The sequence below is a fragment of the Pseudomonas sp. HD57-3 genome (assembly GCF_056113135.1).
On the sequence record NZ_CM148568.1, the window covers coordinates 5,504,283 to 5,518,176 of the forward strand.

Sequence of the window (13,894 nt, forward strand, 5' to 3'; positions counted from 1 at the left end):
CTGCGTGGGAACGATCTAGGTGATCTGGGCTATCAAGTGAACTCGAAGGTGTCCGCGTCAAGATTCGCCGGGAACCGCTCGCGGTAAGCGGCCAGTGCAGCCGCTTCCAGAACCACCTTGAACACCCCGTCAGCCTCCCCCGCCGCCAGCAAACTCTCGCCCTGGAAATCCAGCACCTGACTGTCGCCGGTATACGCGAAACCCTTGCCATCAGTGCCAACCCGGTTGACCGCCGCCACATAGCACAGGTTTTCGATCGCCCGGGCCGGCAGCAAGCGGTTCCAGTGCTGACGCCGCGCGCCCGGCCAGTTGGCGGTGTACAGCAGCAGATCGGTGTCCTGAGCGTCGCGGCTCCACACCGGGAAGCGCAAGTCGTAGCAGATCAGCGGGCGCACCCGCCAGCCTTTGAGCTCGAACTGCACCTGGCGCTCGCCGGGGGTGTAGTGGTTGTGCTCGCCGGCCATGCGGAACAGGTGACGCTTGTCGTAATGCAGCACTTCGCCGTCCGGGCGCGCCCACAGTAGCCGGTTGCGATGACTGCCGTCGGCGGCCTGGATGATCACGCTGCCCGTGACGACAGCATTCAGCTTCGCCGCCTGGGCTCGCAGCCATTTGCTGGTCGGGCCGTTTTCGGCTTCGGCCAGGGTTTCGGATTCCATGGAGAATCCGGTGGTGAACATTTCCGGCAGGATGATCAGATCCGCACCGCGCGCCTGCTCCAGCAAAGCGTCGAAATGCTCGAGATTGGCCTGACGATCATGCCAGGCCAGGCTGGTCTGGATCAGCGCCAGATTGAGATCGGGCAACGCACTCAGATCACGCATAGTTTGGCCGCCGCTTCCCGCAGCGTCTCCTCACGTTTGGCAAAGCACAGGCGCACCAGGCGCTGGCCTTCGGGTGGATTCTGGTAGAACACCGACACCGGAATACTCGCCACGCCATGCTCACGGGTCATCCACATCGCCATCTCGACATCGTTCAAGTCAGGACGAATTTGCGAGTAATCGACCAGCTGGAAATAGGTGCCGGTGACACGGGTGAAGCTGAATCGCGACGGCGCCAGCAGATCACAGAACAGATCGCGCTTGGCCTGATAGAAGCCCGGCAGTACTTCGACGTGTTCCGGATGCTCGGCCATGTAATCGGCCAAAGCGAACTGCAACGGCGTCACGCCGCAGAAACTGACGTACTGGTGCACCTTGCGCAGCTCTGCCGTCAGGGCCGGCGGCGCCACGACGTAGCCGGTTTTCCAGCCAGTGACGTGATAGGTCTTGCCGAACGAGCTGACCACGAAGGCACGCTGATACAGCTCTTCATGGGCCAGCACGCTGACGTGCGGCATGCCGTCGAATACCAGGTGTTCGTAGACTTCGTCGCTGATCACGTAAATGTCGCGATCACGGATCAATGCCGCCAGTTGATCCAGCTCGGCGCGACTGATCAATGCGCCGCTCGGGTTGTGCGGAGTATTGAGGATGATCATCCGCGTGCGCGGGCTCAGGGCTGCGCTGAGTTTGTCGAAGTCGATGGAGAAATCTTTCAGCCCAAGTTGCACATGCACGCAGCGCCCGCCGGCCAGCTCTACTGCTGGCTCGTAACTGTCGTAGGCCGGATCGAACACGATGACTTCGTCGCCGCTGTGGATAACCGCCTGGATCGCACAGAAGATCGCCTGGGTCGCGCCCGGTGTGACGGTCACTTCGGTATCGGCATCGACGTTGGCGCCATAACTGCGGGCGATTTTCGCCGCGATCTGCTGGCGCAGCGCCGGCAGGCCGGTCATGGGCGAATACTGGTTATGACCGCTGGCGATGTGTCGACCAACCGCGTCGCGCAGTGCCTGCGGGCCGTCGAAATCAGGAAAACCCTGGGAAAGGTTGATCGCTCCGGTCTGCGCCGCGAGCTGAGACATCTGCGTGAAAATAGTGATGCCGACATTCGGCAGCTTGCTGGTGATCATCGGGGTTCCCTGCTCTGCCCCGGCTCTGACGACGGCGCGGGAGAGCCCGAGGATAGCCCATCCGGCGCCCATAAAAAAAGGGCGCCAAACGGCGCCCCTTCTCTCTGTTCGCAGCGACCTTACTTCTTGTCGCGGCGCTTCTTGCTGGCCTTCTTGTTGTGCGACATCAAACGACGCTTCTTGTTGACCTGGCGGTCGGTCAGCGTGTTCTTGTTGCCTTCGTACGGGTTCTCGCCACCCTTGAACTCGATACGGATCGGCGTACCGACCAGTTTGAGCACACGGCGGTAAGTGTTTTCCAGATAGCGCACGTACGACTTCGGCACTTTCTCGATCTGGTTGCCGTGGATCACGATGATCGGCGGGTTCGCACCACCCAGGTGAGCGTAACGCAGCTTGATCCGGCGGCTGTTGACCATCGGCGGCTGGTGCTCGCTGACCGCGTCTTCGAGAATCTGCGTCAGGCGGCTGGTCGGCCAGCGGGTGACCGCGGACTTGAACGAGTTCTGCACCGAGGCGTAGAGGTTGCCCACGCCAGTACCGTGCAGTGCCGAGATGAAGTGGATATCGGCGAAGTCAACGAAGAACAACCGACGCTGCAGCTCGACCTTCACGAAGTCGCGCTCGCTCGGCGTCATGCCGTCCCACTTGTTGATCGCGATCACCAGCGCACGACCTGCTTCAAGGGCGAAGCCCAGCAGGTTGAGGTCGTGATCGACCACGCCTTCGCGGGCGTCCATCACGAAGATCACCACGTTGGCGTCTTTGATCGCCTGCAGGGTTTTGACCACCGAGAATTTTTCGACTTCTTCGTGGATCTTGCCGCGCTTGCGTACACCGGCGGTGTCGATCAGCGTGTACTTCTCGTCGTTACGCTCGAACGGGATGTAGATACTGTCGCGGGTGGTGCCGGGCTGGTCATAGACGATTACCCGGTCTTCACCGAGCATGCGGTTGACCAGGGTCGACTTGCCGACGTTCGGACGGCCGATGATGGCGATCTTGATCCCGTCTTTTTCGCTCGGGCCAGGAATGCGCTTGGCTTCCTCGCCTTCGGCGACCACTTCTTCCTCTTCACCTTCGGCCGGCTCGTCATCATCGCGCGGGAAATCGCTCAGGGCGGCTTCCAGCAATTGCGTGATGCCGCGACCGTGGGCGCCGGCGATCGGGATCGCGTGGCCCATGCCCAGCGGGGCGAATTCAGCGCGGGCCATTTCCGGGTCGATGTTGTCGACCTTGTTGGCCACTACGTGGGAACGCTTGTTACGTTTGCGCAAGTGTTCAGCGATCATCTGGTCGGCAGCGGTGAAACCGGCCTTGGCATCTACCAGGAACAGAACGACATCCGCTTCTTCGATGGCCAGCAGCGACTGCTCGGCCATTTTTTCGTCCATACCATGCTCGTCACCGGAGATACCGCCGGTGTCGATCAGAATGTAGGAACGCCCTTGCCACTTGGCCTCACCGTACTGGCGATCACGGGTCAGACCGGACAAGTCGCCGACGATGGCGTCGCGAGTCCTGGTCAGGCGGTTGAACAAGGTGGACTTGCCGACGTTCGGTCGGCCCACCAGGGCGATTACGGGAACCATGCGGCTCTCCACTTCGTTATTTCAGAAAATACAAAAGCCGCTGCGAGGCAGCGGCTGGTGCTCGGGGCAACACCCGTGGGTGCTGCAACCCTGCAGAAGCAGGGCCGCCTGGGGAATTAACCCCAAGCATAGTCAAACCATTACTTGATGGTCAGGGCTTCCAGTTTGCCGCTGTTGCCATACACATAAATCGTGTCACCCACCACCAGCGGACGGGCACGCAGGCCGTCGCTGTCGATGCGCTCGCGGCCGACGAAACGACCGTCCACCTGACTCAGCAGGTGCAGGTAACCTTCCAGGTCACCGACTGCAACGTAGCTGGAGAACACTTCCGGCGCCGACAGTTGACGACGGGCCAGCGAGTCGTTGCTCCACAGTGCTGTGGTGGAACGCTCGTCGACGCCTTCAACCGTGCCCGACGACAGGCTTACGTAGACGTTGCCGAAACCCTGGGCAACACCGGCGTAGCTCGACGCGTCGCGCTGCCAGAGTTGACGGCCACTTTCCAGATCCAGTGCCGCAACGCGACCCTGATAGCTGGCAACGTACAGGGTACCGCCGGACAGCAGCAGACCGCCGTCGATGTCGACCACACGCTCCAGTTCCGAACGACCTTGTGGAATCGCGATCCGCTGTTCCCAGACCGGCACGCCGTTGGAAATGTCGAGAGCGACCACTTTACCGGTCGACAGGCCAGCCACCGCGAGGCGGTTGGTGACGATCGGTGCGCTGGTGCCGCGCAGGGTCAGTACGGCCGGCGTGCTGTCATACACCCAACGCTGGTTGCCGGTGGACGCGTCCAGACCGATCAGACGATCGTCCTGGGTCTGTACCACCACCACGTCACCGTTGTTGGCCGGTGGCGCGAGGACTTCGCTGTTGACGCGCGAACGCCACTTCTCTTCGCCGTTGATGGCGTCGAGGGCAACGACTTCACCGCGCAGGGTACCGACCATGACCAGACCGTAACCCACGCCAACGGCGCCGGACACAGGCAGTTCAAGGTCTTTCTTCCATTTCACGTCGCCGTTGCCACGATCCAGGCCCATCACGATACCGGTCACATCGGCCGCGTAGATGGTGTCACCGTCGATCGCCGGCACCAGCATGTTGTACGTTTCGCCCTGACCGTCACCGATCGAGCGGCTCCACTGCTTGTGCAGGACCACTTCTTCTTTGAAGTCGGTCAGCTCGGCCGGTGGCAGTTCTTTTTTGCTGTTGCTGCTGCAACCCGCGGCCAGAATGGCCAGAGCCAGCAATGCTGCATGCTTCCAACGGATCACGTCACGCATCCCCTTTGGCCAGGTCGTCCAGCTTGATTTGAAGGCCACCGACCGCCGCTTCATCCGACAGTGCCGCCTTGGCTTTTTGATACGCCGCGTTCGCTTCATCGGTACGGCCCAGCTGTACCAGCAGGTCGCCCTTGAGTTCTTCGCGAGTGGCCAGGAACGACTTGTCGGCATCGCCTTCGAGCAGTTTCAGGGCTTCATCGGCCTTGTTCTGCGCGCCCAGTACCTGCGCCAGACGCTGACGGGCGATTTCGCCCAGCGCCGGGTTGGCCGGTTTGGCAACGATGGCCTTCAGTTCGGTCGCCGCGTCGTCCAGCTTGCCGCTGTCGACCGCTACCTTGGCCACGAACAGGCTGCCGTACTGCGCGTAGGCAGAACCGCCGAATTCGCTGTTGAGCTTGCCGGCCAGATCCGCAACGCGCGCGGCGTCAGGCTTGCCATCCGGGGTCAGCGTGGTTTCCAGCAATTGCTGATAGAGCACCGAGGCGCCTTGCGACTGGTTGCTCTGATACTTGTGAAAAGCCTGCCAGCCGAACACGATGACAAGCGCCAACAGGCCGCCGGTGACCAGAGGTTTGCCGTTGCGTGTCCACCAGTCCTTCAAATCCGCCAACTGTTCGTCTTCGGTACTCGACACCCCAATACTCCTTAATCGCTAAATCGGCTGCTTAGACAGCTTCAACCCTGCACGACGCAGGTGGCCAGGTGTGCAGCGAGCGCATCCCAGGCAATGCTTTGTTGTTCGCCCTGGCCACGCAGGGGTTTGAAACCTACCACTTGCTGGGCCATTTCGTCGTCACCGAGGATCAGTGCGTACAGCGCACCGCTCTTGTCGGCTTTCTTGAACTGGCTCTTGAAGCTGCCGGCGCCGGCATTGACTTGCAGGCGCAGGTTGGGCAGTTGGTCGCGTACACGCTCGGCCAGGGCCAGACCGGCCAGCTCTGCTTCTTCGCCGAAGGCGCAGAGATAGACGTCGACCTGACGGGAGATTTCTTCCGGGATCTGCTCCAGGGTTTCCAGCAGCAGCACCAGACGCTCGATACCCATGGCGAAACCGACGCCAGGGGTCGGCTTGCCGCCCATCTGCTCGACCAGACCGTCATAGCGCCCACCCGCGCAGACAGTGCCCTGGGCGCCGAGCTTGTCGGTGACCCATTCGAATACGGTTTTGCTGTAGTAATCCAGACCACGCACCAGCTTCGGGTTCAGCACGTAAGGAATGCCGACGGCATCCAGACGGGCCTTCAGGCCTTCGAAGTGGGCACGGGATTCGTCGTCCAGATAGTCGGCCATTTTCGGCGCATCGACCAGCACGGCCTGGGTGTCGGCATTTTTGGTGTCGAGCACGCGCAGCGGATTGGTTTTCAGGCGACGCTGGCTGTCTTCGTCCAGTTTGTCGTGGTGCGCCGAGAGATACTCGACCAGCGCTTCACGATAACGGCCACGGGACTCGCTGGTACCGAGGCTGTTGAGTTCGAGCTTGACCGCATCACGGATGCCTAGCTCGCCCCACAGGCGCCAGGTCAGCACGATCAGCTCGGCGTCGATGTCCGGACCATCGAGGTTGAACACCTCCAGACCGATCTGGTGGAACTGGCGATAACGGCCTTTCTGTGGACGCTCGTGACGGAACATCGGGCCGATGTACCAGAGCTTCTGCACCTGGCCACCGCCGGTGATGCCGTGCTCGAGCACCGCACGCACGCACGCGGCCGTGCCTTCCGGACGCAGGGTCAGGGAGTCGCCGTTGCGGTCTTCGAAGGTGTACATCTCTTTTTCGACGATGTCGGTCACTTCACCGATCGAGCGCTTGAACAGCTCGGTGAACTCGACGATCGGCATGCGGATCTGCTTGTAACCGTAGTTATCCAGCAGGCGCGAAACGGTGCCTTCGAAATAACGCCATACCGGCGTCTGTTCCGGCAGGATGTCGTTCATGCCACGAATGGCTTGCAGAGACTTGCTCACAGAAATTCCTTAATTCGTTCGATCAGCCGCGCGCGATAACCGCTGCGTCAGCTTCGACCTTCTCGGCCGCTTTCTCGCGGATCAGCTTTTCCAGCTCGTCCACCAGATTGTCATTCGTCAGTTTCTGCGACGGCTTGCCGTCGATGTAAATCAGGTTTGGCGTGCCGCCGGTCAAGCCGATATGGGCTTCCTTGGCTTCGCCGGGGCCGTTGACCACGCAACCGATCACCGCGACATCCAGCGGCACCAGCAGGTCTTCAAGGCGCCCTTCCAGCTCGTTCATGGTCTTGACCACATCGAAGTTCTGCCGCGAGCAGCTCGGGCAGGCGATGAAGTTGATACCGCGGGAACGCAGATGCAAAGACTTGAGAATGTCGTAACCGACCTTCACTTCCTCGACCGGGTCGGCCGCCAGCGAGATGCGGATAGTATCGCCAATCCCCTCGGCGAGCAGCATACCTAGGCCCACGGCGGATTTCACTGTACCGGAGCGCAATCCACCGGCTTCGGTGATGCCCAGGTGCAGCGGCTGGACGATTTCCTTGGCCAGCAGACGGTAGGCTTCAACGGCCATGAACACGTCGGAAGCCTTCACGCTGACCTTGAAGTCCTGGAAATTCAGGCGTTCGAGGTGTTCGACGTGACGCAGGGCGGACTCGACCAGCGCGGCCGGCGTCGGCTCGCCGTATTTCTTTTGCAGGTCTTTTTCCAGCGAGCCGGCGTTGACGCCGATGCGGATCGGGATCCCGCGGTCACGGGCGGCATCGACCACCGCACGCACGCGGTCTTCGCGACCGATGTTGCCCGGGTTGATGCGCAGGCAGTCCACACCCAGTTCGGCCACGCGCAGAGCGATCTTGTAGTCGAAATGGATGTCGGCAACCAACGGCACCTTGACCAGTTGCTTGATCTTGCCGAACGCCTCGGCGGCGTCCATGTCCGGCACCGAAACGCGGACGATGTCGACGCCGGCGGCTTCCAGACGGTTGATCTGCGCGACGGTGGCAGCGACGTCATTGGTGTCGCTGTTGGTCATGCTCTGCACAGCGATAGGGGCATCGCCGCCCACGGGCACGTTACCGACCCAGATCTTGCGCGATTCGCGACGTTTGATTGGAGATTCGCCGTGCATGACTTATTGACCCAACTTCAGGCGAGCGGTCTCGCCACTGGTGAACGGAGCGACATCGACAGGCTGGCCGTTGTAGCTGACCTGCGCGCCACGGGCAACGCCCAGACGCACGGCAAACGGCGGCTTGCCGACGACAGACAGGCTGTCGCCCTTGCGCTTGAGGCCGCTGTACAGCACTTTGCCGCTGCCATCGGTCACTTGAGTCCAGCAATCGGCGATGAACTGCACCTGAACCTGGCCCTGACCTGCAACCGGAGCAACTGGCGCTGTCGGCGCGGGTGCAGCGACGGCCGGGGCAGTGACGGTCGGGGCAGGCGTGGCCGGAGCGGCTGGCGCAGGATTCGCTGGAGCAGCAACCACAGGCGCTGGCGTATGAGCCGGTGCAGCCGGAGTAGCGGCTGGCGCAGCAGGTGCCGGAGCAATGGGTGCGGTCGCTGGCGCTGCGGCCTCGGTCTCGGCACCGGTCGATTCAGCCGTGGTTTCCGATTGAGGCAGCGCCAGAGCGGTCGAGCCCTCGGCTTCGCCTTCCGCGACGGCCTGGTCTTCCGGCTCGTCCAGCGGATGAATCTGGGTGGTGCCGTCGGCGCCTTCGACTTCGACGTGCTCCGGCGCCAGGCCGATCAGGTCCTTGGTACGCAGCGAGGTCTGATCCTGCCACCAGACGAAACCGCCGCCGATGACCGCGATCAACAGCAACAGGCTGACGATACGCAAAATGGTGTGGGATACCCGTACCGGCTCTTCGATACGGCCCAGTGCGTGTACATTGCTGCCCTGGGAATCGGTGCCGGTGGACTGGTCGAATTGCTGGACCAGAACGGTCTGATCCATGCCGAGCAATTTGGCGTACGCACGAATGTAACCGCGAGCGAAGGTATGCCCCGGCAACTTGTCGAATGCGCCGGCTTCAAGATTGCTCAGGGAAGTCACGGTGAGGTTGAGCTTGAGGGCCACTTCGGCCAGCGACCAGCCATTGCTTTCGCGGGCCTGGCGCAGGGTCTCACCGGGGTTAACGCGATTCGCTGCTACAACTTCGGGATGCGCCGCTTTCATCATTGCTCCGACAGGTATTGCTGATATTCCGGCGTACCGGGATAGAGTCGTTTTAATTGCAGGCCCGCACTGGCGGCCTTGTCGCGATCTTCAAATACTTTTGCCAACCGAACGGCGAGCAACAGACTACGTGCATTTTGCTCGGAGAGCTGGCTGAAACGGTCGTAATAGTCACGCGCGGGCACATAATGCCTGTCTTCGAATGACAACTCAGCCATTTCCAGCAATGCGCGTGGCTGCTGACGGTTCAAACGCAGCGCTTTTTCCAGCTGCTGCTGCGCCAGATCACGCTGCCCGAGCTTCGCCGCCGTCATGCCGAGGTTCTCGAACACTCGCGAACGCTCAGGATACAGGGTATCGGCGGCGGCCTGTTCAAAACGCTCGTAGGCTTCCTTGTAACGCTGTTCTTCGTAGAGAAAACTGCCGTAGTTGTTGAGGATGCGCGCATCGGCGGGACGGGAGGACAAGGCTTTGCGGAAGTGTTCGTCAGCAAGCGCAGGTTCCATTTCGGCCTGGAAAACCAGCCCCAGCGCGGCATTGGCGTCGGGATCCGAACCGTCCAGCTCCAGGGCCTTCTTCAGTGGAACCTTGGCCCGCTCGGTCATGCCCTGCTGCAAGTATCCCAGCCCCAGCTGCACGTAGGCAGCCCGCGCTTCGTCACGGCCCTTGCTGGTCTTCATCGGGTTGTAATCGCCCGACAGGACACAACCAGCACACAGGCTGGCCAACAGCAACAGCAGCGCAAAGCGCAGGGACATAGAGATCCTCTCTTAGTTAGTGTTCGCGGCGTTCTGTGCCAGATCGCTGTCGGCGCTCAACTCACGCACGGCGATGTAACGTTCGCTGCGACGGGTGCGATCCAGCACCTGCCCTACCAATTGACCACAAGCCGCGTCGATGTCTTCACCACGGGTGGTGCGCACGGTGACGTTGAAACCGGCCTGGTGAAGCTGATCCTGGAACCGGCGGATGGCGTTGTTGCTCGGCCGCTCGTACCCGGAATGCGGGAACGGGTTGAACGGAATCAGGTTGATCTTGCATGGAATGTTCTTCAGCAACTCGATCATTTCCACAGCGTGCTCAAGCTTGTCGTTGACGTCCTTGAGCAAGGTGTACTCGATGGTCAGCACGCGCTTCTCGCCCAGTTCGGACATGTAGCGCTGGCACGACTCGAGCAGCATCTTAAGCGGATATTTTTTGTTGATCGGCACCAATTGGTTACGCAATGCGTCATTCGGTGCGTGCAGGGACAACGCCAGGGATACATCGATGTGCTTGGCCAGCTCATCGATCATCGGCACCACACCCGACGTGGACAGGGTCACGCGGCGCTTGGAGATCCCGTAGCCCAGGTCATCCATCATCAGATGCATGGCGGCCACGACGTTGTCGAAGTTCAGCAGCGGTTCGCCCATGCCCATCATCACCACGTTGGTGATGGCGCGGTCGATGGTAGCCGGAACACTGCCAAAGGATTTGTTGGCAATCCACACCTGGCCGATGACTTCGGCGGCGGTAAGGTTGCTGTTGAAGCCTTGCTTGCCAGTGGAGCAGAAACTGCAGTCCAGGGCACAGCCTGCCTGGGACGAAACGCACAGAGTGCCGCGTTTGCCCTGGGGGATGTAAACGGTCTCGACGCAGCTGCCGGACGCCACGCGCACCACCCACTTGCGGGTGCCGTCGCTGGAAATGTCCTCGCTGACCACTTCGGGACCACGGACCTCAGCAACAGCCTTGAGCTTTTCGCGCAAGGCCTTGCTGACGTTCGTCATGGCGTCGAAATCATCGACGCCAAAGTGGTGAATCCATTTCATTACCTGACCGGCACGGAAACGCTTCTCCCCGATTGAGTCGAAGAATTTTTCCATTTCCGGCTGGGTCAGACCCAGCAGGTTGGTTTTAACAGTCGATGTAGTCATGGATTCACCTTCACTCTTTAAGCCAATGCTTAGCGAGTGGTTACTTCAGTAGCTGCGAAGAAGTACGAGATTTCACGAGCAGCAGCGGCTTCGGAGTCCGAACCGTGTACAGCGTTGGCGTCGATGGAATCAGCGAAGTCAGCACGGATGGTGCCGGCAGCAGCTTCTTTAGGGTTGGTAGCGCCCATCAGCTCACGGTTCAGAGCGATAGCGTTTTCGCCTTCCAGAACCTGAACAACAACAGGACCGGAGATCATGAAGGCAACCAGGTCGCCGAAGAAGCCACGAGCGCTGTGCTCAGCGTAGAAGCCTTCGGCTTCGGCTTTGGACAGTTGCTTCAGTTTCGAAGCTACAACGCGCAGGCCGGCTTTTTCGAAACGAGTGGTGATCTCGCCGATCACGTTTTTAGCAACGGCGTCAGGCTTGATGATGGAGAAAGTACGTTGAACAGCCATGGTGTAACTCCAGAAACGGTAATTTGCGAAAAATTAAACCCGCGAATTATACGCGGGTTCTTGGGTATTGCCTAACCTGTGAGGACGATCAGTCTATTTCATCATTCCAGAGCTGCTGAACCGCTTCCAACACCTTCTCGCCGACCCGGCCAGAGTTGTTGTCGAAGTCAGGCAGCTCCATGATCCATCGCTGCAGGTCGACGAAATTGACAGAAAACGGATCTACACCCGGCTTGGCTTCGGCCAGCTCTTCTGCAATACGTTGAACATCATTCCAACCGTAGCTCATGACAGTCTTACCAGTCAGTGCGGCGCTTCGGCCGCATGGTTAAGCGAATATTTCGGAATTTCGACGGTGATGTCTTCTTCACCGACAATCGCCTGACAAGCCAGGCGCGACTGGGCTTCCAGCCCCCAGGCACGATCAAGGAAATCTTCCTCCAACTCGTCGGCTTCTTCCAGCGAGTCAAAACCCTCGCGAATGATGCAGTGACAAGTGGTGCAGGCGCAGACGCCGCCGCAGGCGCTTTCCATCTCGATGTGGTGTTCGTGAGCCAGTTCGAGGATCGACGTGCCAGGCGCAGCGTCAACGACCATGCCTTCAGGGCAGAACTTCTCGTGGGGCAGAAAAATGACCTGCGGCATCAGATATCCTCGATTTCATTCAGATTGCGCCCGGACAGAGCGGCTTTCACCGTCTGATCCATACGACGGGCTGCAAAAGCATCGGTCACTTGCGACAGACGCTTGGTCTGCTGCTCGATGGCATAACCATCAGTGCCTTTCATCAGTTCGGTCAGTTCCTGCACCTGCAGATCGATGACCATGCGCTCTTCGGCGTCGAGCAAACGCTCGCCATCCGCCTCCAGAGCGCCCCGCACCGCTTCGATCAGGCGCTGCGCATCGACTTGCTGCTCGCGAAGAACGCGGGCGACCTTGTCGTCATTGGCGTGCTGGAACGAATCTTTCAGCATCTTGGCGATTTCGCCATCGGTCAGACCATAGGAAGGCTTGACCTGGATGCTCGCTTCAACGCCCGAACCCAGTTCACGGGCAGAGACGCTGAGCAGACCGTCGGCATCGACCTGGAAGGTCACGCGAATTTTCGCCGCTCCGGCCACCATTGCCGGGATGCCGCGCAATTCGAAGCGAGCCAGAGAGCGGCAATCGCTGATCAGCTCACGCTCGCCCTGCAACACGTGGATCGCCATGGCCGACTGGCCGTCTTTATAAGTGGTGAAGTCCTGGGCGCGAGCGACGGGGATGGTGGTGTTGCGCGGTATCACCTTCTCCATCAGGCCGCCCATGGTTTCCAGCCCCAGGGACAGCGGAATCACGTCGAGCAGCAGCAGTTCGCCGCCATCACGCTTGTTGCCGGCCAGCGTATCAGCCTGGATCGCAGCACCGATGGCCACCACTTGATCCGGGTCGATTTCGGTCAGCGGCTGACGGCCGAAGGCTTCGGCGACGGCTTCGCGAACACGTGGAACGCGGGTCGAACCACCGACCATGACCACGGCGTGCACGTCTTCCAGCTCGACACCGGAATCGCGGACGGCGCGGCGGCAGGCTTTCAGACTGCGAGCAATCATTGGTTCGATCAGCGTATCAAAGGCTTCACGGGTCAGCTGTGCTTTCCAGTCGCCGTAGGCAACTTCAACACTGTCGGCATCTGTAAGGGCTTCTTTGGCGGCGCAGGCGGTTTGCAGCAGGCTGCGTTGTGCGCCCGGATCGAGGTCGGCGGACAAGCCAGCGCTCTCGATGATCCAGCCGGCAATCGCGTGATCGAAGTCATCACCACCCAGCGCGCTATCGCCGCCGGTAGCCAGGACTTCGAAGACACCGCCGGTCAGGCGCAGAATCGAAATATCGAATGTACCGCCACCCAAGTCGTAAATGGCGACCAGGCCTTCGGCATGCTGATCCAGACCGTATGCCACCGCCGCAGCGGTCGGCTCGTTGAGCAGACGCAGCACGTTCAGACCGGCGAGTTTCGCCGCGTCCTTGGTAGCCTGGCGCTGAGCATCGTCGAAATACGCCGGAACGGTGATCACCGCGCCCACCAGCTCACCGCCAAGGGTGGCTTCAGCGCGCTGACGCAATACTTTCAGGATATCGGCGGAGACTTCGACCGGGCTTTTCGGGCCCTGCACGGTGTCGATGAACGGCATGTGCGATTCGCCGCCGACAAAGCGGTACGGCAACTGATCGCCCAATTGCTTGACGTCGGACAGACCACGACCCATCAGGCGCTTGACCGACAGCACGGTGTTCAAGGGATCGGAGGACGCAGCCAGTTTGGCTGACTCGCCGACTTCGACGCGATCGGCGTGATAACGCACGGCGGAAGGCAGGATGACCCGCCCTTCGGCGTCGGCCAGCGGCTCGGAAAGACCACTGCGCAACGCAGCGACCAGCGAATTGGTAGTGCCCAAGTCGATCCCCACAGCCAGACGACGCTGGTGCGGTTGAGGACTTTGGCCGGGTTCGGCGATCTGCAGTAGGGCCATCGTGATCAGGACTTAT

At 60.7% G+C, this 13,894-nt stretch carries 14 protein-coding genes; all 14 read right to left on the bottom strand.

Annotated elements, in window-relative coordinates:
• Positions 1–32: 32 nt before the first annotated feature.
• Positions 33–824, bottom strand: coding sequence for an amidohydrolase (locus AC0R79_RS24865; protein WP_375747839.1), 792 nt, complete (start codon positions 822–824; stop codon positions 33–35).
• On the bottom strand, positions 812–1,960 hold the full coding sequence (locus AC0R79_RS24870) for a pyridoxal phosphate-dependent aminotransferase (protein ID WP_375747840.1): 1,149 nt from the start codon (positions 1,958–1,960) through the stop codon (positions 812–814). Before AC0R79_RS24870 ends, AC0R79_RS24865 begins: the two co-directional genes overlap by 13 nt.
• A 119-nt stretch (positions 1,961–2,079) precedes the next feature.
• Complete coding sequence (gene der, locus AC0R79_RS24875; protein ID WP_007956675.1) at positions 2,080–3,552, bottom strand: ribosome biogenesis GTPase Der; 1,473 nt, start codon at positions 3,550–3,552, stop codon at positions 2,080–2,082.
• Between the two features lie 140 nt (positions 3,553–3,692).
• Positions 3,693–4,844, bottom strand: coding sequence for an outer membrane protein assembly factor BamB (bamB, locus tag AC0R79_RS24880; protein WP_039765728.1), 1,152 nt, complete (start codon positions 4,842–4,844; stop codon positions 3,693–3,695).
• On the bottom strand, positions 4,837–5,478 hold the full coding sequence (locus AC0R79_RS24885) for a tetratricopeptide repeat protein (protein ID WP_007956678.1): 642 nt from the start codon (positions 5,476–5,478) through the stop codon (positions 4,837–4,839). Before AC0R79_RS24885 ends, bamB begins: the two co-directional genes overlap by 8 nt.
• Before the next feature lie 41 nt (positions 5,479–5,519).
• The gene (gene hisS, locus AC0R79_RS24890; protein WP_085606838.1) at positions 5,520–6,809 is read right to left on the bottom strand and encodes a histidine--tRNA ligase; all 1,290 of its coding nucleotides are present in this window, start codon (positions 6,807–6,809) and stop codon (positions 5,520–5,522) included.
• A gap of 22 nt (positions 6,810–6,831) precedes the next feature.
• Positions 6,832–7,941 carry a flavodoxin-dependent (E)-4-hydroxy-3-methylbut-2-enyl-diphosphate synthase gene (ispG, locus tag AC0R79_RS24895; protein WP_007956680.1) on the bottom strand — a complete coding sequence of 370 codons (1,110 nt, stop codon included), beginning with the start codon at positions 7,939–7,941 and terminating at the stop codon, positions 6,832–6,834.
• Positions 7,942–7,944: 3 nt separating this feature from the next.
• Positions 7,945–8,994 carry a RodZ domain-containing protein gene (locus AC0R79_RS24900; RefSeq protein WP_474732021.1) on the bottom strand — a complete coding sequence of 350 codons (1,050 nt, stop codon included), beginning with the start codon at positions 8,992–8,994 and terminating at the stop codon, positions 7,945–7,947.
• Positions 8,994–9,752: a type IV pilus biogenesis/stability protein PilW gene (gene pilW, locus AC0R79_RS24905; RefSeq protein ID WP_007956682.1), complete on the bottom strand. Its 759-nt coding sequence runs from the start codon at positions 9,750–9,752 to the stop codon at positions 8,994–8,996. The genes AC0R79_RS24900 and pilW overlap by 1 nt, the downstream gene beginning before the upstream one ends.
• A gap of 12 nt (positions 9,753–9,764) precedes the next feature.
• On the bottom strand, positions 9,765–10,913 hold the full coding sequence (gene rlmN, locus AC0R79_RS24910; RefSeq protein WP_007956683.1) for a dual-specificity RNA methyltransferase RlmN: 1,149 nt from the start codon (positions 10,911–10,913) through the stop codon (positions 9,765–9,767).
• Positions 10,914–10,942: 29 nt separating this feature from the next.
• Positions 10,943–11,368, bottom strand: a complete 426-nt coding sequence (ndk, locus tag AC0R79_RS24915; RefSeq protein WP_007916882.1) for a nucleoside-diphosphate kinase — start codon at positions 11,366–11,368, stop codon at positions 10,943–10,945.
• Positions 11,369–11,456: 88 nt separating this feature from the next.
• Positions 11,457–11,657: a Fe-S cluster assembly protein IscX gene (gene iscX, locus AC0R79_RS24920; protein ID WP_085684618.1), complete on the bottom strand. Its 201-nt coding sequence runs from the start codon at positions 11,655–11,657 to the stop codon at positions 11,457–11,459.
• A gap of 14 nt (positions 11,658–11,671) precedes the next feature.
• On the bottom strand, positions 11,672–12,013 hold the full coding sequence (gene fdx / locus AC0R79_RS24925) for an ISC system 2Fe-2S type ferredoxin (protein ID WP_007956685.1): 342 nt from the start codon (positions 12,011–12,013) through the stop codon (positions 11,672–11,674).
• A complete protein-coding gene (hscA, locus tag AC0R79_RS24930) occupies positions 12,013–13,878 on the bottom strand; it encodes a Fe-S protein assembly chaperone HscA (protein WP_474732025.1) in 1,866 nt (621 codons plus the stop codon). The genes fdx and hscA overlap by 1 nt, the downstream gene beginning before the upstream one ends.
• Positions 13,879–13,894: the final 16 nt, after the last annotated feature.